Raw genomic sequence first — 17,850 nt, 5'->3', positions numbered from 1 at the left:
GAGGAGGTCGGCCTGTTCCGCGAGTTCGCGGAGAAACTCGGCTTTCCCCGTACTTCGGCCACAACTGGTACGCGCTCGTGGACGACCTCCACGGCAGCGGGCACGGTCTGCTGCCTGTTGTCGTCGTCACCGAGGAATCCGACGTCCTGGTCGACCGGGACTTCTTCCCCACGCTCGTCTCCATGCTCTGCGAGGCGGCCGAGCGGGCGAACCTCTCCCTCGACGCGGACGACCTGCCGCGAGACCGTCCACCGGTCGCACGGCGTCAGCGGATCATCGGGACGTTGGCCTCCAGCCAGGGCACGATCGCGGTGACGAAGCCGTCCGGACTGGTCATGGGCCGTCCATTCATCGTGGCGACCAGGTGCTCGACGCCGAACAGCGCGTCCCACGTGCGGGTACGGCGGTACGTGGAGGCGGAGACGGCACGACGTACGTTCTCCCAGCCGTGCCAGGCCATCAGCGCGGCGTCGATGGCGGGGTCGGCGGGCATGGCCATGTCCCAGTCGAGGACGCCGAGCAGCCTCCCGTCCGCCGACCAGTGAACGTTCGAACCGCTGAGATCGCCGTGCACCAAGGCATCCGGCGCCGGCTCCAGGGCCAGGCAGGCCTCCAGGCGTGCCTGGCCCTCGGTCTGCCAGCGAGCGGGCAGGCGGGGAATGATCTCCTCAGCGATGATCTCCGACCACGACGGACCCTGCGCCCGGTCGTCCAGAACCTCCAGCAGCGCTCCGTCGAGCGGTACGGAACGCACGGCCTCCAGCACCTCGGCCACCTGCCCCGGATCACCGGCACCCCGGGGCAGAGCGGTGCCGCCGATCCACGACACGGCGACGGCGGCCTGGTCGCCGAACGCGGTCACGGGCGTGAGCGGCACCGGCACCTGGAACGGGAGGCCCGCGGAAGCCAGCTGCCGCAACACCTCCACACGGCGGGGCATGGACGCGGCGGCCAGTGGGCGCTTGCTGACGCGGACCGCGGCGACGCCCGGGATCAGCAGCACGCGGTGGATGTTGCCGTCGGGCGCGACGAAGGCGTCGTCCAGGCTTGTGCCGGGCAGCAGGGCGGACGCGATCTCCAGCAGGTCCGGGGCGGCCTTGATCATGTCCGGAACCTACAACCGGACGACCTCGTGGCCGGCCGAGCGGGTGACCACCAAGCGTGTCCGACACCCGACCGTCCGAGTTCAGGTATTTCGGCCCGGTGGTTCGGGTCGTCTGCGGCGAGCACGGTCGTCGCGGACGTGTTCCGCTGGCTGATCGGCGTTTTCAGGAGGTTCGTCATGTCCGGTCTGCTGGTCAAGAGTTTCAACAAGCCCGAGGAGACCCGTCCCTTCGAGCAGAGCACGGGCCATCTCGACCTGATCAACTCGGAGGCCGGCGCCGTCGGCCGCGCGGTGTTCGAGCCGGGCTGGCACTGGGCCGAGCACGTGAAGCCCATCGCCGGGACCGACAGCTGCCAGGTGGCCCACAAGGGCTACGTCGTGTCCGGCCGGATGAAGATCGTGATGGACGACGGCGAGGAGGCCGAGATCGGCTCGGGTGACTTCATGATGGCCGCACCGGGCCACGACGCGTGGACGGTCGGTGACGAACCGTGCGTCATCGTCGACTGGCAGGGCATGGACGACTACGCCAAGCGGTGATCCCGGGTGGGGGAGCGGGCTGGAACTCTCCGGCGTCGCGGCCCGCTCGACCAGCTCCGGAGGCCGCGGTCTAGTACTTCGGACGGATCTGTCCCGCTGCCGGCTCTCGTACGATGAGGACGTGTTCGCCCTTCTGCGGTCGGTGTGGGAAGAGCCCCGGCCGGTGCGTGCGGCGGCGCGGCTGTGGTGGGACTGGGCGCTCGTCGCCGTGCTCCTGCCCGTTGCGGTGCTCGAGGTGGTGCTGCGGCCGGACCTGAGCGCGCGGGCCGGCTCGCTGGTCCTGGCGGTGGGGCTGCTGCCGCTGTTGTTGCTGCGCCGGAGCAGGCCGCTGCTGGTGGTCGCCGTCGCGTTCGGCGTGGCCGCGCTCGCCTCGCTGGTGCTCGGGGGCGAACCCGAGCTCAACGTGATGCTGTACATGGTGCTCTTCCCGTTCTCGCTGTTCCGGTGGGGTTCCGGGCGTGAAGCCGTGACCGGGCTGGCGATCATGGTCGGCAAGGTCGGGTTGTCGGCGGTGCTCGGCTTCATCAGCCTGGGGGAGGCGGTGGGCGGCAGCGCCGTCCTCGGGGCGGCGTGCGCCCTCGGTGCCGCGGTGCGCTACCGGGGACGGGCGCGGGCACGGGAGCTCGACCAGGTCAAGCTGCTGGAACGGGAACGGCTGGCACGGGACCTGCACGACACGGTGGCGCACCACGTGTCGGCGATGGCGATCCGGGCCCAGGCGGGGCTCGCAACGGTGGCGTCGCGGCCGGAGGCGGCGGTCGAGGCGCTCAGCCTGATCGAATCGGAGGCGTCGCGGGCGCTCGCCGAGATGCGCACGATGGTGCGGGCCCTGCGCCACAACGAGCCCGCGGACCTGGCACCCAGCCCGAGCGTCACCGACATCGAACGGCTCGCGAGCCCCGGCCGGCCCGGACCCGAGGTCGACGTGCGGATCGACGGGGCCGTCGACGACCTCCCGAGATCGGTGGGGACCGCGATCTACCGGCTCACCCAGGAATCGGTCACCAACGCGCGGCGGCACGCCCGGCACGCCACCCGCATCGAGGTGAGGGTCACCGTCGGCGACTCGTCGGTCCGCCTCCGGGTGAGCGACGACGGCGACACCGGCACCCTCCGCGGCACCGCGGCGCTGGGGCACGGACTGATCGGCATGACGGAACGCGCCGGCCTGCTCGGCGGCAGTTGCGAGGCGGGCCCGAACCCCGGCCGGGGCTGGACCGTGACCGCCGTGCTGCCGCTCACCGGGTCGGCCGCATGAGCATCCGGGTGGTCGTCGCGGACGACCAGGAGATCGTCCGCACGGGCCTCTCGATGATCCTCGACGCACAGCCGGGCATCGAGGTCGTCGGCCAGGCACCGGACGGAACACAGGCAGTGGAACTGGCCCGCCGGCTGCGGCCGGACGTGTGCCTCTTCGACATCCGCATGCCCGGGACCGACGGCATCGAGGCCACCCGCCTGCTCGCCGGGCCCGGCGTCGCCGACCCGCTCGCCGTCGTCGTGATCACCACGTTCGACCTCGACGAGTACGTCTACGCCGCACTGCGCGCGGGAGCCAGGGGTTTCCTGCTCAAGGACGCCGGCACCGACCTGCTCGCCCAGGCCGTCCACGCCGCGGCCTCAGGCGACGCCCTGATCGCCCCCAGCGTCACCGCCCGGCTCATCGAGGCTTTCGCGGACACCGGTCCCGCCGGCCGCGCCGGGCAACCGGTCGACCCGCTCACCGAACGGGAGGAGCAGGTCCTCGTCGCCGTCGCGGGCGGGCGCACCAACAGCGAGGTCGCCCAGGACCTCCACATCGCGCTCAGCACCGTCAAGAGCCACGTCGCCAGCCTGATGGCCAAGATCGGTGCCAGGAACCGCGTCGAGATCGCGATCTGGGCCTACGAGACCAAGCGCGTCCGGAGTGGACTCCGGCGTCAGTAGCCGAAAGTACGACGAGCGGGTCGGACCATCGGCGGGGACGATCGCGGCCCTTGTGCCGATGAGTCGGCACCGCCCCAGGCACCACGATCTGACGCATGCCCTCCTCCACCAAGCAGGACAAGCTCATCCCGGCCGCGATCATCCTGTTCAGCGTCATCCCGGTGCTCGGTGGCGTCCTCCGGCTGACCGAGCTGGGCGGCGGCGCGGAGATCACACCGGACAACGCGCGTTTCTTCGCCTCACCCGTGCCCGTGGTGGTGCACGCCATCACCGTCAGCGTGTACTCAGTCCTCGGCGCCTTCCAGTTCGCTCCGGGCTTCCGCCGCCGCAGACCGGGGTGGCACCGGGCCGCAGGGAGACTTCTGGTCCTTTGTGGACTGGTAGGAGCGCTGTCGGGTCTGTGGATGACCGTCTTCTACCCCAAGCCCGACGACGTGGGCGCTCTGCTCACCGGCGTCCGGCTGGTGTTCGGCACGGCGTGGGTGGTGTTCATCGCCCTCGGCGTCGCCGCCATCCTCCGCCGAGACGTCACCCGGCACCGCGCCTGGATGATCCGCGGTTTCGCGGTAGGCCTCGGCGCCGCCACACAGGCGGTGGCGCTGTCCGCGTGGCTGGTGGCCGTCGGCACGCCCGACCGGCTCAGCAAGGCGTTGCTGATGCTCGCCGCCTGGCTGGTCAACGCCGCCGTGGCGGAGTGGATCATCCGCCGCCAGTGGCCGGCTCGCCCGATCCGCGCCGGAGTCGCGCCCGCGTTCGGGGGGACCCGATGAAGGCAGTGGTCCAGGCCCGGTACGGATCGCCGGACGTGCTGGAACTCCGCGACGTGGAACCGCCGGCGGCCTCCGGCGACGAGGTGCTGGTGCGGGTGCACGCGGCCTCGGTCAACGCGTACGACTGGCACGTCATGCGCGGAGACCCCTACCTGGCCCGGCTCACCGGAATCGGAGTCACCGCTCCGAGGAGGAAGATCCGCGGTCGCGACTTCGCGGGCACGGTGGAGGCGGTCGGCAGGGACGTGCGGCGTTTCCGGCCAGGTGACGAGGTGTACGGCGACGCCGGCGCCGCCGAGGGGGCGTTCGCCGAGTACGTGTGCGTGTCCGAAGACCTCGTCGAGACCAAACCCGCCAACCTGACCTTCGAACAGGCCGCGGCGGTACCGCTGGCCGGGCACACCGCGTTGAAGGGACTGCGAAACCTCCAGCCGGGACAACACGTCCTGGTCAACGGAGCGTCCGGAGGCGTGGGCACGTTCGCAGTGCAGATCGCGAAGTACTCGGGCGCCACCGTGACCGGCGTGTGCAGCACGAGGAACGTCGAACTGGTGGCGTCGCTCGGCGCGGACCACGTCATCGACTACACCGCGGACGACTTCACCACGAGCGGCACGCGCTACGACCTGGTCCTCGATCTGGTCGGCAACCACTCGCTGACCACGTTGCGCCGCGCGCTCACACCAGGCGGGACGATCGTGCTGTCCGGCGGCGGAGTGTTCAGCGGCGGCAGCCTCGCCGGGCCGATGCGGCTGATGATCAGGGCGAAGCTGCTGGCCCCGTTCGTCCGCGACCGGCTGCTGGTGCTCACCACGACGCCCGGCCGGGAGATCCTCACGGCGCTGCGGCACCTCGCCGAGTCGGGAGGCTTCACGCCGGTCATCGACCGCACCTACGCGCTGGACGAGGTGCCCGATGCCGTCCGCTACGTCGAGACCGAACACGCCCGCGCGAAGGTCGTCATCACCGTGTGATCGTCGCTATCCCGGTCGGCTGCGCGATCACCTTGACCAGCTGCACGGACGCCCCTGCGGAGCGCACCGCGCCGACTCGCAGCCCTACTTCACCTGGCACCGCGCCAACGTCTACCACGGAGCCCGGGTTACCGCAGCACGACAAAGCAAAAGAGGCCGTCTGTGCGACGACCTCTTTTGCGTGTGGTTAAAGCTGGTGTCCGAGGGGGGACTTGAACCCCCACGCCCTTTCGGGCACTAGCACCTCAAGCTAGCGCGTCTGCCATTCCGCCACCCAGACTGATGTGAACAGAATACAGGCCGTCCGGAGGCACCTGCACGCGGGGCTACGATCGGCCCGTGAAGGTGATCGTCGAGGCTGACGGCGGCTCGCGGGGCAACCCCGGTCCAGCCGGGTACGGCGCCGTCGTGCGCGACAAGCTCAGCGGCGAGACGCTGGCCGAGCGCAAGGGGTTCATCGGCGTCGCCACCAACAACGTGGCCGAGTACCAGGGGCTGATCGCGGGGCTCAGGGCGGCCAGGGAGCTGAACGCCGAGACCGTCGACGTGCGGATGGACTCCAAGCTCGTCGTCGAGCAGATGTCCGGGCGCTGGAAGATCAAGCACCCCTCGATGCAGCCCCTCGCGCGGGAGGCGCAGGAGGTCGCGCGCGACTTCCAGAAGGTCGTGTACGAGTGGATCCCGCGTGAGCGCAACCGGCAGGCGGACCGGCTCGCGAACGAGGCCATGGACGACGAGGCCAAGCCCCAGAAGCCCGAAGAGCCCCGAGAGGCCGAAGGGGCCAAGCAGCCGCACTGGAGTGGCGCGGCGGGGGAGCCCACGAGGTTGATCCTGCTGCGGCACGGGCAGACGAAGCTGTCGGTCGACCGGCGCTACTCGGGGCGGGGCGATCACCCGCTGACGGAGCTCGGGCTGGAGCAGGCGGAGAAGGCCGCGGCGCGGCTGTCCAAGGTGGACGGCATCGCGGGCATCATCTCGTCACCGCTGCAGCGGGCGCAGCAGACCGCGCAGAAGCTCGCGGACAAGATCGGGCTCGAGGTCGTCACCCACCAGGGGCTCATCGAGACCGACTTCGGTGCCTGGGAAGGGCTGACGTTCGCCGAGGCGAGCAAGCAGGACCCCGAGGTGCACCGCAGGTGGCTGGGCGACACGGCCGTGAAGCCTCCGAACGGCGAGAGCTTCGACGAGGTGCACGCGCGGGTTCGCAAGGCGCGCACGGACATCATCGCGCGGTACGGCGGTAAGACGTTGGTGCTGGTCAGCCATGTCACGCCGATCAAGACGCTGCTCCGGCAGGCGCTGGACGTCGGGCCGCAGTTCCTGTTCCGGATGCACCTCGACCTCACCGGGGTGTCGATCGCCGAGTTCTACCCGGACGGGCACGCGTCGGTGAAGCTCGTGAACGACACCTCGCACCTCGGCTGAGGTCAGCGCGAAGAGGAACGGCGGCGCGCCACCAGCAGGATCGTCAGTGTGGCCAGGGCGGCGCCGCCGGCCACCAGGGCCTCGGCGCTGGGGCCGGCCGTCATGTCCGGGCCGCGTGCGTTGCGCATCTCCTCCTCCGTCCAGCCCGCGCCGGGTGAGCCCGACGGCACCGTGGTCGAGGTCGTCTGGGCCGCGACCGTCTTCTCCGGGCCGCTGAACAGCAGGAACGCGCCTGCGGCCAGCGCTGCGGCTGCCACGGCCAAGGCGATGCGGAGCGGTTTCACCATCGGTCCTCCCCGGAGCAGTGTCCCAGGGAGGAGCAGGTGTCAGCTGACCTTGCGCAGCCGGGGCGTCAGCGCCGCGGTGAACCGGTCGGCCGCCGCTTCCAGGGCCGCCGCGGCGGCGGGCGTCCCGACGTTCTGGTCCAGCACGAACTCGCCGCGCACCACCTGGTCCGCGCCCTTGGCCGCGAGCAACGGGTGCAGCGCGTAGTCCATCGCCACCAGGAAACCCTGGCTGCCGCCCGTCGCCAGCGGCAGCACAGGCCGCCCGCGCAACGCCTTGCGCGGCAGCAGGTCGAGCAACGCCTTTACCAGCCCGCTGTACGCCGCGCGGTACACCGGCGAGGCGACCACGAGGCCGTCCGCTGCCAGGAGCCCGTTCACGGCCGCGGCGATCTCCGGGTCCCGCAGGTCCTCGGTGAGCAGCGACAACGTGGGCAGCGACCGCACGTCGAGCAGAGACACGCGGTGCCCGGCGGCTCGCAGTTGCTCCTCCACGAACGACACGACGACACCGGTCGGCGCGGAGTGGGACGGCGCACCGGAGATGATCAGCAGATCGGACATGACAAGGCACTCCCTGAGTTCGCGGCTACGGAGAACGCACTCAGAGGAGGCAACACAGGCTTGCTGCCACGCGGCCGTAGTCGACGTGGCGACGTCGTGTCATGGCTGAAGTCAACCAACGTCCGCACCGGTGGACAACCGGTTCCAGCCGCTGGGATATCCTCGGGAGGCGGATGAGTCGGCAGGGCGGCCGCGGCAGGTGACTGTCGAGGAAAGTCCGGACTCCACAGGGCAGGGTGGTTGTTAACGGCAACCAGGGGCGACCCTCGGGACAGTGCCACAGAGAACAGACCGCCTCGGTGAAAGCCGCGGTAAGGGTGAAACGGTGGTGTAAGAGACCACCAGCGCCCCAGGTGACTGGGGCGGCTAGGTAAACCCCACCCGGAGCAAGGCCAAGAGGGCACCGGATCGCAAGTGAAGGTGCTGCGCGAGCGTTCGAGGGCTGCCCGCCCGATGCTCGCGGGTAGGCCGCTAGAGCCTGTCGGCAACGGCAGGCCCAGATGGATGGCCGCCGACTGGGACCTCGGTCCCATGAACAGGATCCGGCTTACATGCCGGCTCATCCGCCTGTATGCATGAAGCCATGCTCTCGCATCTGGAATGCGCCCGTTGCGGCCGCGAACACGACGCCAACGCCGTCCAGAACCTCTGCCACGGGTGCGCCTCGCCGTTGCTGGCCCGCTACGACCTCACGCGCGTGGCCCGCCCGACGGCCGAGAACTCGCTGTGGCGCTACCGCGACGTCCTGCCGGTCCGCGACCCCGACCCTGCGTTCAGCCTCGGCGAGGGCATGACGCCGCTCGTGCCGTTGCCCGCGCTGAGCCGGGCGCTGGACGCGACCGTGCTCATGAAGGACGAGTCGCTCATCCCGACCGGTTCGTTCAAGGCCCGTGGCGCGGCCGTCGGCGTGGCGAGGGCCAAGGAGCTGGGCATCGAGGGCATCAAGATGCCGACCAACGGCAACGCGGGCGCGGCCTGGGCCCTGTACGCGGCCCGAGCCGGCATCCGCAGCGTCATCGCGATGCCCGAGGACGCCCCGCTGATCACCCGCGAGGAGGTCGAGGCGAGCGGCGCCGAACTGCGGATCGTGCCGGGCACCATCGCCGACGCGGGCAAGGCCATCGCGGACGTCGACCTCTTCGACGCGTCGACCCTGCGCGAGCCGTATCGCATCGAAGGTAAGAAGACGATGGGCTACGAGATCGTCGAGCAGCTCGGCTGGCGCGTCCCCGACGTGATCGTCTACCCGACCGGCGGCGGGGTCGGCCTGATCGGCATTCACAAGGCGCTGCTGGAGATGCGCGAGCTCGGCTGGATCTCCGGCGACCTGCCCCGGCTCGTCGCCGTCCAGTCGACCGGGTGCGCGCCGATCGTCCGGGCTTTCGAGGCGGGCGAAGCGGAATCGGCCTTCTGGCACGACGCGTACACCAGCGCGTTCGGCATCAACGTGCCGAAACCGTTGGGGGACTTCATCATCCTCCAGGCCATCAGGGAGACCGGTGGCACGGCGGTGGCGGTGAGCGACGAGCAGATCGCCGCCGACCGCGCCGAAACCGCCCGTCTCGAAGGCGTTTTCCTCTGCCCGGAAGGCGCCGCGTCGATCAGCGCCGTCCGCGCACTGCGCGAGGACGGCTGGCTCGGGGCGGACGACGAAGTGGTCGTGCTGAACACCGGCGCGGGCATCAAGTACCCAGCTGTCCGCCTCTAGATCCTCCGCTGCCCCAAGGGTGTTACAGAATTTCGGCCGTTCGAGTGGTGCGCCTGCCACAACTGGCCACTCTCGGTATCACCACGAACAAGTGCAGATCCTCCTGTCAGACGGCCGGCCCCTGCAGCCGGCCGTCCCCGAGGGAGGAAGACACATGCAACGCAAGCTGACGGTGGTACTGGCCCTGTCCAGTCTCGTCACCGCGGGAGCGGTCGGCGTCGCGACCGCGGACGCCACGGAGCTGCCCGTCTACGGGGTGAAGAGCTCCGGTCTCGACCAGGAGCAGGCGCAGAGGCTGCAACGCGCGTTCGGCCTCAAGGACGTCCAGAGGTCCGAGGCCGGCGCGGTGTCCTTCGCGGACGAGCAGCGCTACCAGTACCTGCCGACCGTCGACAAAGGACAGGGCAGGCCGGACGAGGACGGTAACGCCACCACGCAGACCGCGCTCGACACCGAGGCGATCAAGCGCATCAAGACCATCCCCGCCGACGAGGCCGCCAAGCGCGCGCAGGAAGCCTTGAGGGCAGCGGGTGTGCTGCCGGGCAACGCGACGCCCAGTGCGCAGCACACGACGTTCGAGCTCTCCGATGCCAACGGGCGCAACGCACTCACGGCGAACCTCGACACGAGCGTCTCGTACACGTTCCAGCTCGACGGCCTTCCGCTGGAGGGCGAGGGCGCGAACATCCGCGTCTCGTTCGACGCGCAGGGCGTGACGGCGGTCAGCCACGCGGCCCGCACCTACGACAAGGCGGGCACGGTCGAGGTGAACGACCTCGCGTACGGCGCCAAGCTGTGCCAGAAGTACCTGGGCGCCTCGGTCAAGCCCGAGGTGAGCTACGTCTACGTGGCCCCGCCGCTGGAGGACAAGGTCGACAAGATCGAGCCTTCGTTCCGCTGCGCCGGCCGCAACGACGACGGTGGCGCTCCGCAGGCCATCACCCTGCCCGCCGCGGTCGGCGCCGAGCTGCCGCAGCCGGGACCGGGCCAGGAGCCGCGGCCCGAGCAGCAGTTCAAGAGCCAGGGCGCCGGCACCCAGGTCGGCAGCGAGGGCACCGGCAACTGCTCCGGCCTGCCCAACACCGCCGCCAACATCGGCACGTTCAACACCGAGGCGAGCAACCACGGCATCACCCGCGACTTCAGCTGGCTCGACGGCAACGCGTGGGAGAGCGACTTCAAGGACCCGATGTTCGCCGGCGGGAACGACACCAACTGGGCCGACGACGTCGACCTCACCTACTGGCAGGGCCACGGCTCCGGCACCGGCTTCTACTTCACCGGTTGCTCCAACCACACCGACAACAAGCTCGCGAACACCGACGCGCGCTGGGGCCAGAACGACGTCGAGTGGATGAGCCTGTTCACCTGCCAGGTCCTCGAGGACAGCACCGGCGGCCAGACCTGGGCGCAGCGCTGGGGCCAGGCCTTCCGCGGCCTGCACCAGATCAACAGCTTCACGACCGTCAGCTACAACTCCGCCAACCACGGCGGCAAGTTCGGCCACTACATGTGGCGCTCGCCGTTCCTGTGGTGGAACAACCCGATGAAGGTCCGCGACGCGTGGGCGCAGGCCAGCATCGACACCCAGCCCGCGTCCGTCCGCTGGGCGACCATGGGGCCGGTCACCTCGACGGGTGCGCTCGGCAACTACAACGACTACTTCTGGGGCAAGGGCTCGGTGGGCCCTGACTACGCCTCGAGCGGCGTGTTCTGGCGGATCTCCGGCGCGTCCTAGCGACCGGCGTCCCTCGAAGAAGCCCGGCGGCCCTCGGTCGCCGGGCTTCACCTGTTGGCCGGCCGCCCCGACGGCATCCGCAGCACGGGCCGGAACGGCTCCCCGTTGTTGTAGAGGTCCTCCAACTCGGTCACGTAGGCGAGCACCGCGGGATTCACGATGTCGGCGAGCGACCGAACCCCGGCCTGGGGCTCGTACGAAGCGAGGTAGGTGGCTGCCGCACGAGCGCGCTCCAGCACGGACCTGTCGAAGTTGATCGTCCTTTGGACCCGGCGCCGGGATTGCGTGCTCTGCCCGGTAGGCTCGTCCACGCCTGGAGCACTAGGGGAGGCTGTGATTCCGTCCACACTTCCATCCGGCACGAGGTCAGGTTCGAGCATGGGCGAATCTCCTCGGAGTCGTCGCTCCGGAACGCGCCCGCGGTGCCGGCAGAGCCGATCAGAGGGGTCGCGAACCGGCCGTTCAGGGCATTCACACGAGTGTGCACATGCGCGTGTTTGAAGCGCACGCACTGTGGGTGACCAGGGCGTTCGCAGTCGGGTGAACCTTGGCGGCGACGGAGAGAATCTTGATCCTGGTGTTCCCCACTGACGGCTCCTCAGTGATGATGTGTCGGCCAGATTAGACGTAATTCCCCCCAGGCGGAACGGCCAGATGATCTACACCCCGCAGCAACAGCCCCACACGTCGTGACGAACTCGTGTTCTACTCGTAGCGCTAGCCCCCGCGCCCTCTGGAGTACCGAATGACCGCCATGGACCTGGTGACACTTGCTCAGCAGCAGCCGACGGTGCCGGGCACAAGCAATGTCCGTGACTGGATCCTGAACAACATCGTTCCCCTGCTGCTGCTGACGGTCGCGCTGCTCCTGCTCTGGCTGGGAGGTGGCAAGGGCGACAACGCGGGAGTCATGCGCCGTCTGGGCGGCGTGATCGTCGCGCTGGCCATCATCGGCCTCGCCGTCACCACAGACGCCGGCGCGAACATCGGCAAGTGGCTCGCCGGCTTGTTCGTCGGAGGCTGATCCGTGCGGGTCCGCACCGACGACGAGGTCTACCGGGTCGACGCCGTCTGGCTCGGTCCGCCCAAGGCGACGTTCCCCTGGCGCGCGCGATACGTCGCGTGGGGTGTCGGGATCGTCGTTTTCCTCGTCGTACTCACGATCGAACGGCAGATGGGCATCGGGTTCGGGTTCTTCTCGACCGCGTGGGCCCTCGTCGCGACGATCATCCTCACTCGTTTCATCACCCAGCGGATCAGCCATGAACGGCCCCTCACGGCCGTCATGTCGATGTGGGTCCGCGAGCTCACCGCACCTCGAGAGCGCACGGCCAGCACCGGCGGGGCGGCCAGCGCCGCCCGGATCCGGGTCAGTCCGCAGCGGCCTCGTCCCAAGTTGACCAAGAAACAACAACGACGGGCGAGACAGCAGGCCCAGCCCCGCCGGACGCCAGACAGCCGTAAGAAGGAGGTTCGCGGTGTTCGGACGCCGGCGAGACCGTGACCGTCGCTCCGCCCAGCACATCGCCCAGCACGCCGCCGCGGCCGACCCCCGCGACCGCGACCGGGCCGCCTATTCCAAGCGTGGCCGCCGCCTGCCCGGCGAGCAGGCCGTGCCGAGCTACACGCCGTCGATCTCCGCCAGGAGCATCGACGGTCACCTGCTGCGCACCGGCCAGGAGGTCTACGCCTGGTACCGGCTCGCGCCGCAGCGCTGGTCGTTCCGCAGCGACTCGCAGCGCCAGGACCTGATCGCCGCCATCGCCGGGCAGTACGCCGAGTTGCAGGGCCGCTGGATGCACCTGCGGGTGACCACGCGGCCGTACCCGATCCGCATGTGGGCCGAGGCGCACGTGCACAACGCCGTCAAGCGCCTGCCGGACACCCCCGGCACGCTGTCGTTCGACGACTACATGGTCGGCGAGCAGCAGCAGCTCATGGGCCGCTCGATGGCGGAGAAAGAGGTCTACCTGGGCGTTCAGGTGCAGACCCGCAACATGATGGACCGCGCCGTCGAACGCGCGGCCCCCGTGCTGCGCAAGGTCTTCCCGGACGCCGTGGACGCCGAACTGGTGGCGCTGGACTCCGAGGTCGAGCACCTCGACCAGGTCATCGGGTCCGCCGGTCTCGAAGGGCGTCCCGCGACGGCCGAGGAGATGTCCTGGCTGATGCACAGGTCGTGCTCGCTGGGCCTGCCCGCGCCGCGCAACCTGCCCGCCGTGCCCGGTGCCGCGTGGGAACCGGAGGACCTGGCGTCGTTCACCGACGCCGCGGACTTCCACCAGGAGCCCTACTCGCCGACGGTGACCGTGCGCGGCCGCACCGGCTCGAACGCGGGCATCAAGCGGCACGTCGCGGTCCTGACGGTCGGCCTCATGCACGGTCTGCAGATCCCCGAGGTCGACGACCCGTGGGTGCAGCGCGCGGACAGGTTGCCGGCTTCGGTCGAGTGGTCCGCCCGCATCTACGTGCGCAAGCCCGAAGAGGTCTCGGGCGAGCTGTCGCGGCAGATGAGCAAGGTCCGCTCACAGGTCCGCCACTACACCGACGAGCACGAGCTGGAACCGCCGCAGTCGCTGGCCCGCCAGGCCGGTCGCGTGCTGGAGATCGACGACGAGATGACGTCGGGCTTCACCGCGCTGGGCACCCGCGTGCGCTCGTGGTGGCGCCTCGCCGTCTCCGGCCCGACCGAGCGCGAGGCCCTGCGCCTGGCCCAGTCGCTGCTGGAGCTGTACAAGCCGAAGGTCGCGATCGAGCACCCCGAGGCCCAGTACGCGATCGCGCGCGAGTTCATCCCGGGCGAGCCGCTGTCCAGCGGCGCGTACCTGCGGCGCGGCAGCGTGCTGTGGGCCGCGTCCGCCGTTCCCACGGCCACGGCCGAGGTCGGTGACCGCCGCGGCATCCTGCTCGGCGAGACCGTCACGGCCACCCGCCGCCCGGTCGCGTGGGACCCCTGGATGGCGCAGGAGCTCCGCGACGCCTCCGGCTTGACGGCGATGGTCGCGGGCCTGGGTGCCGGTAAGTCGTTCCTCGGCGGCGGCATGGTCTACAAGACCCTGCGGGCCGGCGCGCACTGGACGCTGCTCGACCCGTCCGGCCCGCTGTCCGCGCTGTGCGAGCTGCCGGAACTGCGGCCGTACGCGCGTCCGATCAACCTGCTCAACGCCCAGCCCGGCATCCTCAACCCGTACCGGGTGGTCGCCGAGCCGCTGCTGGACCACTTCCTCGACGAGGACGACCCGGAACGGGCCTGGCGCCGGGAGAAGGCCCTCGCGGCCGCCACCCGCCGCCGCCTCGTGCTGGACGTGCTCACGGGCCTGCTGCCGTACGAGGTCGCGCGTCTGCCCCAGACGCGCATCGTGCTGCTGCGTGCCGTCCGCACGGTCGGTGGCCGCTTCGACGCGCACCCCGGTCTCGTCTTCGAGGCGCTGCGCAGGGACGCGTCCGAGCACCACGAGCACGCCGTCGTCGTCGCGGACTTCCTCGACGAGATGCGCGAGCGCATGTCGTTGCTGATCCCCGAGGAGAACCTCGACCCGTACAACGAGGTGCGCGACGACCGCCTCACCGTCCTCACCATGGCGGGCCTCAACCTGCCCAAGGACGGCGTCGGCCGCGAGCACTGGACGGACGCGGAGTCGCTCGGCGTCGAGATGCTGAACCTCGCCGCGTGGCTCACCCAGCGCTCGATCTACGAGAAGCCGAAGGACCAGCGCAAGGGCGTCTGGATCGACGAGGCGTTCTTCCTCTCCGAGGTCCCGACCGGCCGCGTGCTGATGAACCGCTTCGCGCGTGACTCGCGCAAGTGGAACGTCCGCGTGCTGCTGTCGTCGCAGATCCCCGCCGACTTCCTGAAGATCCAGGGCTTCGTGACGCTGCTCGACTCGGTCTTCGTCGGCCGGCTCGACGACGACTCGGCGCAGGCGGACGCGCTGCGGCTGCTCAAGGTGCCGATCGGCGCCGGGTACGAGCAGGTCATCGCCTCGCTCGGCCGCCGTCCCGGTGGCGAGCGCAACGCGACCGAACGCGACCGCGCGCCGCGGCAGTTCATCTTCGGTGACGGCGCCGGTGGCGTGGAGCGGATCCGCATCGACTTCAGCGGCCCGCACCTGGAGCACCTGCGCAACGCCCTCGACACGACCCCCGACGCCAAGCGCGACAACGGCAAGGGCGAACTCGTGCCGGCGGACGACCCCAACGCGGCCCCGATGCCGCCCGCCTACGTGCCCGACGAGATCGACGACGAACTGGCGGCGGACATGGAGCTAGGACTGACGGAGGAAGAGGCCCAACTCGTGGCCCACGGTGACGGCACCAACCGCCACCGGGACGGCGGCGCATGACGGCGCTGACGATCGTGCTCGCGATCGCCGCCTTGCTCTGGGCAAGGCGGCGGTTCGCGCTGCGCGCGTCAGCACGCACCAGGTCGGTCGGCCTCGTCGCGGCCATCCTGGCGTTGCAGGTGGTCATGGGTGCCCCGATGGCGCACGCCCAATCCTGTGGCGAGGCGCCGAACCCGGAACGGCCCGGCGCCGGCATGGTCGGCGCGCTCGACCCGCCCGTCGGCAACGGCCTGCCCGGCTCGCCGTACCTCGACTACGGCTACGCGGGCATGGTCTGGCACAACTACCAGGCCAAGTGCGGTGTCCTGCCGGACGCCAACGCCACGCTCGACACGTGGGCGGGCAACGAGCTCTTCAGCATCGGCAAGAACATCGTCGGTGCCACGAACGCGTTGCACTACACGGTGATGGGCCGCGGTCTGCTGGTCCCGCTGGACGACGCCGTGAAGAACGGCGTGCAGAAGGTCTACGACAATGTCTACCTGCGCTGGTTCGGCCTGGTGGCGTTGCTCCTCGCGATCCTGATGTTCCGGCAGATCTGGACCGGCGACTTCGCCGCGATCTCCAAACGCGGGCTCTGGGCGCTCGCGGCCATGTGGCTGGCGACGTCCACGTTGGCCTTGCCGCAGTTCTACAACCTCCTCGACAACACGCTGGTCTCCAAGACCTCGGAGATCCAAGCAGGGTTCATCGAGGCGCCTGAAGAACAAGGCACGCTCCACGTACTACCGACGAAACTGCACGACGCCGTCGTCTACCAGAGCTGGCTGCGCGGTGCGTTCGGCACGCCGGACGCACCGCAGGCCGCCGAGTACGGGCCGCGCATCCTCAAGGCGCAGGCGTGGACCACGGCCGAGATCGCCGAGGGCAAGGACGCCGACCAGGCAGCTTTGGACGCCAAGAAGGCCGAGTGGAAGGCACTCGAGGCCCAGCTCGGCACCGCCAAGGGCTACTTCGACGGCGCCGACGGCAGCCGCACCGGTGCCGGTTTCCTGGCGCTGCTGCAGTCCATCGCGTTCTCGCTGTTCCAGCTGTTCGCGAAGGCCGCGGTGCTGCTGGCCCAGCTGCTGCTGCGCATCCTGACGCTCGCCGGGCCGCTCATCGGCCTGGTCGCGCTGCTGCACCACGACCTGCTGCGCAAGGTCGCCCGCGCGGCCGCCGTGACGATCTTCAACGTGCTGGTCCTCGCGGTCCTCGCGGGTGTGCACGCGTTGCTGCTGCAGGCGATCTTCAACGCGACCGGGCTCTCGTTGCTGACGCGGACGTTGCTCGGCCTGATGCTGACACTCGTGTGCTTCGTGATCGGCAAACCGCTGCGCCGCATGTGGCAGATGGTCGAGATGTCCGTCGGCTCGGCGAGCAACGTCCTGCCGATGAGCGGTGGTGTCTGGTCGAAGCTCGCGGGCCGCAGGAAGCAGGCGGGCCCGACGCCGCAGGACGAGTTCTGGGACTCCGTGCGGGAGAACGAGGCCGAGGGCGACGCGGTGCCGCAGCGCGGTCGCGGCCGGGTGCGCCCGGAGGCGTCCAACCCGGTCATGGCGACGGCGCAGCGGCTCGACCGGGACTCCGCGCCCGGCCAGATCGTCAACGGTGGCGACTCCTCGTCGGTGCGGGCGGGCGCGCTGCCCGCGGGATCCGGTCCGGCGGCACTGCCGGCCGCCCGGTCGCGCGTGGTGGACAGCCCGACGGTCACCGACCGCCAGTGGGACAGGGTCGACGACGCGGTGCTCGTGCCGTCGCGGTCGGGCGCCTACTCCGCGCCGGTGCAGGAACCGCGCAGGGCGGAGACGGAAGTGGTGGCGGGGCGTCCGGTGCACGTGATCTACCGGCCGTCGCGCGGGTTCGAAGTCAGGGACAACTGAAGGGAGGCGTAGGTGCCGATCCGTACCAACCGCGGCCGCGCCGCGGTCTACCGCAGGCTGTGGGGCTGGCCGCTGCGTTCCCCGCGTCACCTGGCCGCTTCGATCATCATCTTCGTGGTGCTCGTCGTCTCCCTCGGCGTGATCATCCCGAAGGTGCTCGACCGCAAGCCCACCGATCCGTCCGCCGCCGGGCAGACCTCGACGTCGTCGCAGGGCACCCAGGTCGGTCAGCTGCCGTCCAGCGGCACCTCGCTGCCGACCAAGCTGCCGGTGCCGTCCAACTCCGCGAAGGCGGCGCCCCCCGCCGCCGACGCGCAGCTGATCGCGGAGCTGTGGGCGGAGACCTGGGTCAAGCCGCCGCCGAACAACGACGTCGCCAAGTGGCTCAAGCAGCTCGAGGAGTACACGACCCCCGAGTTCCTCGCGCAGATGGCCACGATCGACCCGCGGAACGTGCCGGACAAGCTCACCGACAAGGTCAAGGCGGTGAAGTCGACGACGTCGTCGATCGACTTCGAGGTCCCCACGGACCTGGGCAAGGTGCGGATCACGCTGGTCAAGGCACCGGACGGCAAGTGGCGAGTGAACAGCTACACGAAGGTGGACTGAGC

Annotated in this window: 17 protein-coding genes, 1 tRNA gene and 1 other RNA gene; 14 read left to right on the top strand and 5 right to left on the bottom strand. The window is 70.1% G+C overall.

Annotated features, from left to right (window positions below):
• Nucleotides 1-265 precede the first annotated feature (265 nt).
• The gene (locus DFR72_RS13805; protein WP_090065759.1) at nt 266-1,105 is read right to left on the bottom strand and encodes an aminoglycoside phosphotransferase family protein; all 840 of its coding nucleotides are present in this window, start codon (nt 1,103-1,105) and stop codon (nt 266-268) included.
• A gap of 177 nt (nt 1,106-1,282) precedes the next feature.
• Here DFR72_RS13805 and DFR72_RS13800 point away from each other — a divergent pair, with 177 nt between their 5' ends.
• The 5 genes from DFR72_RS13800 (at nt 1,283) to DFR72_RS13780 (ending at nt 5,315) form a co-directional block, all read left to right on the top strand.
• Nucleotides 1,283-1,645, top strand: a complete 363-nt coding sequence (locus tag DFR72_RS13800) for a cupin domain-containing protein (protein WP_090065862.1) — start codon at nt 1,283-1,285, stop codon at nt 1,643-1,645.
• Nucleotides 1,646-1,766: 121 nt separating this feature from the next.
• Nucleotides 1,767-2,903, top strand: coding sequence for a sensor histidine kinase (locus DFR72_RS13795; RefSeq protein WP_090065760.1), 1,137 nt, complete (start codon nt 1,767-1,769; stop codon nt 2,901-2,903).
• The gene (locus tag DFR72_RS13790; RefSeq protein WP_090065761.1) at nt 2,900-3,571 is read left to right on the top strand and encodes a response regulator; all 672 of its coding nucleotides are present in this window, start codon (nt 2,900-2,902) and stop codon (nt 3,569-3,571) included. Before DFR72_RS13795 ends, DFR72_RS13790 begins: the two co-directional genes overlap by 4 nt.
• 95 nt (nt 3,572-3,666) lie before the next feature.
• The gene (locus tag DFR72_RS13785; RefSeq protein WP_090065762.1) at nt 3,667-4,341 is read left to right on the top strand and encodes a DUF2306 domain-containing protein; all 675 of its coding nucleotides are present in this window, start codon (nt 3,667-3,669) and stop codon (nt 4,339-4,341) included.
• Entirely contained in the window at nt 4,338-5,315 is a 978-nt protein-coding gene (locus DFR72_RS13780; RefSeq protein ID WP_090065763.1) for an NAD(P)-dependent alcohol dehydrogenase, read from the top strand. The genes DFR72_RS13785 and DFR72_RS13780 overlap by 4 nt, the downstream gene beginning before the upstream one ends.
• Nucleotides 5,316-5,509: 194 nt before the next feature.
• Here the strand turns inward: DFR72_RS13780 and DFR72_RS13775 are convergent.
• Nucleotides 5,510-5,595: transfer RNA gene (locus tag DFR72_RS13775), tRNA-Leu, on the bottom strand.
• A 65-nt stretch (nt 5,596-5,660) separates the two neighbouring features.
• Between DFR72_RS13775 and DFR72_RS13770 the strand changes: the two genes are divergently transcribed.
• Entirely contained in the window at nt 5,661-6,740 is a 1,080-nt protein-coding gene (locus tag DFR72_RS13770; protein ID WP_090065863.1) for a bifunctional RNase H/acid phosphatase, read from the top strand.
• A gap of 2 nt (nt 6,741-6,742) precedes the next feature.
• On the opposite strand, the gene DFR72_RS13765 is transcribed toward DFR72_RS13770, so the two are convergent.
• Nucleotides 6,743-7,027: a hypothetical protein gene (locus tag DFR72_RS13765; RefSeq protein WP_090065764.1), complete on the bottom strand. Its 285-nt coding sequence runs from the start codon at nt 7,025-7,027 to the stop codon at nt 6,743-6,745.
• Nucleotides 7,028-7,066: 39 nt separating this feature from the next.
• Nucleotides 7,067-7,588, bottom strand: a complete 522-nt coding sequence (locus tag DFR72_RS13760) for an NAD(P)H-dependent oxidoreductase (protein WP_090065765.1) — start codon at nt 7,586-7,588, stop codon at nt 7,067-7,069.
• 174 nt (nt 7,589-7,762) lie between these two features.
• On the opposite strand from DFR72_RS13760, the gene rnpB reads away from it, so the two are divergent.
• The 3 genes from rnpB to DFR72_RS13745 all read left to right on the top strand — a co-directional run bounded on the left by rnpB (nt 7,763) and on the right by DFR72_RS13745 (nt 11,034).
• Nucleotides 7,763-8,154: RNase P RNA component class A (gene rnpB / locus DFR72_RS13755), an RNA gene on the top strand.
• A 17-nt stretch (nt 8,155-8,171) separates the two neighbouring features.
• Complete coding sequence (locus DFR72_RS13750) at nt 8,172-9,296, top strand: threonine synthase (protein ID WP_245982912.1); 1,125 nt, start codon at nt 8,172-8,174, stop codon at nt 9,294-9,296.
• Nucleotides 9,297-9,450: 154 nt separating this feature from the next.
• A complete protein-coding gene (locus DFR72_RS13745; protein ID WP_090065767.1) occupies nt 9,451-11,034 on the top strand; it encodes a DUF6345 domain-containing protein in 1,584 nt (527 codons plus the stop codon).
• 47 nt (nt 11,035-11,081) lie between these two features.
• Here the strand turns inward: DFR72_RS13745 and DFR72_RS13740 are convergent, their stop codons facing one another.
• Nucleotides 11,082-11,345, bottom strand: coding sequence for a ParB family protein (locus DFR72_RS13740; protein WP_245982911.1), 264 nt, complete (start codon nt 11,343-11,345; stop codon nt 11,082-11,084).
• A 434-nt stretch (nt 11,346-11,779) separates the two neighbouring features.
• Here DFR72_RS13740 and DFR72_RS13735 point away from each other — a divergent pair, with 434 nt between their 5' ends.
• From DFR72_RS13735 to DFR72_RS13715, 5 genes are read left to right on the top strand one after another with little or no spacing between them, the layout of a single operon-like run.
• Nucleotides 11,780-12,058 carry a hypothetical protein gene (locus DFR72_RS13735; protein WP_170176263.1) on the top strand — a complete coding sequence of 93 codons (279 nt, stop codon included), beginning with the start codon at nt 11,780-11,782 and terminating at the stop codon, nt 12,056-12,058.
• Nucleotides 12,059-12,061: 3 nt separating this feature from the next.
• Nucleotides 12,062-12,538 carry a hypothetical protein gene (locus DFR72_RS13730; RefSeq protein ID WP_090011217.1) on the top strand — a complete coding sequence of 159 codons (477 nt, stop codon included), beginning with the start codon at nt 12,062-12,064 and terminating at the stop codon, nt 12,536-12,538.
• Nucleotides 12,513-15,377, top strand: a complete 2,865-nt coding sequence (locus DFR72_RS13725; protein ID WP_090065769.1) for an ATP-binding protein — start codon at nt 12,513-12,515, stop codon at nt 15,375-15,377. Before DFR72_RS13730 ends, DFR72_RS13725 begins: the two co-directional genes overlap by 26 nt.
• Complete coding sequence (locus tag DFR72_RS13720; protein ID WP_090065770.1) at nt 15,374-17,239, top strand: hypothetical protein; 1,866 nt, start codon at nt 15,374-15,376, stop codon at nt 17,237-17,239. The genes DFR72_RS13725 and DFR72_RS13720 overlap by 4 nt, the downstream gene beginning before the upstream one ends.
• 12 nt (nt 17,240-17,251) lie before the next feature.
• Nucleotides 17,252-17,848, top strand: coding sequence for a hypothetical protein (locus tag DFR72_RS13715; protein ID WP_090065771.1), 597 nt, complete (start codon nt 17,252-17,254; stop codon nt 17,846-17,848).
• The last annotated feature ends 2 nt before the right edge of the window (nt 17,849-17,850 follow it).

The organism is Lentzea flaviverrucosa (assembly GCF_003350445.1).
Lineage (GTDB): Bacteria > Actinomycetota > Actinomycetes > Mycobacteriales > Pseudonocardiaceae > Lentzea > Lentzea californiensis.
Note: the sequence above shows the minus strand (reverse complement) of the source record. Positions and strands in the feature narration are given on the sequence as shown.

Excerpts from the sequence above, each read along its gene's own strand:
- DFR72_RS13760 (WP_090065765.1), bottom strand. The coding sequence starts at position 7,588 with ATGTCCGATCTGCTGATCATCTCCGGTGCGCCGTCCCACTCCGCGCCG.
- DFR72_RS13745 (WP_090065767.1), top strand. The coding sequence starts at position 9,451 with ATGCAACGCAAGCTGACGGTGGTACTGGCCCTGTCCAGTCTCGTCACC.
- DFR72_RS13785 (WP_090065762.1), top strand. The coding sequence starts at position 3,667 with ATGCCCTCCTCCACCAAGCAGGACAAGCTCATCCCGGCCGCGATCATC.
- DFR72_RS13800 (WP_090065862.1), top strand. The coding sequence starts at position 1,283 with ATGTCCGGTCTGCTGGTCAAGAGTTTCAACAAGCCCGAGGAGACCCGT.
- DFR72_RS13790 (WP_090065761.1), top strand. The coding sequence starts at position 2,900 with ATGAGCATCCGGGTGGTCGTCGCGGACGACCAGGAGATCGTCCGCACG.
- DFR72_RS13805 (WP_090065759.1), bottom strand. The coding sequence starts at position 1,105 with ATGATCAAGGCCGCCCCGGACCTGCTGGAGATCGCGTCCGCCCTGCTG.
- DFR72_RS13735 (WP_170176263.1), top strand. The coding sequence starts at position 11,780 with ATGACCGCCATGGACCTGGTGACACTTGCTCAGCAGCAGCCGACGGTG.
- DFR72_RS13750 (WP_245982912.1), top strand. The coding sequence starts at position 8,172 with ATGCTCTCGCATCTGGAATGCGCCCGTTGCGGCCGCGAACACGACGCC.
- DFR72_RS13765 (WP_090065764.1), bottom strand. The coding sequence starts at position 7,027 with ATGGTGAAACCGCTCCGCATCGCCTTGGCCGTGGCAGCCGCAGCGCTG.
- DFR72_RS13780 (WP_090065763.1), top strand. The coding sequence starts at position 4,338 with ATGAAGGCAGTGGTCCAGGCCCGGTACGGATCGCCGGACGTGCTGGAA.
- DFR72_RS13720 (WP_090065770.1), top strand. The coding sequence starts at position 15,374 with ATGACGGCGCTGACGATCGTGCTCGCGATCGCCGCCTTGCTCTGGGCA.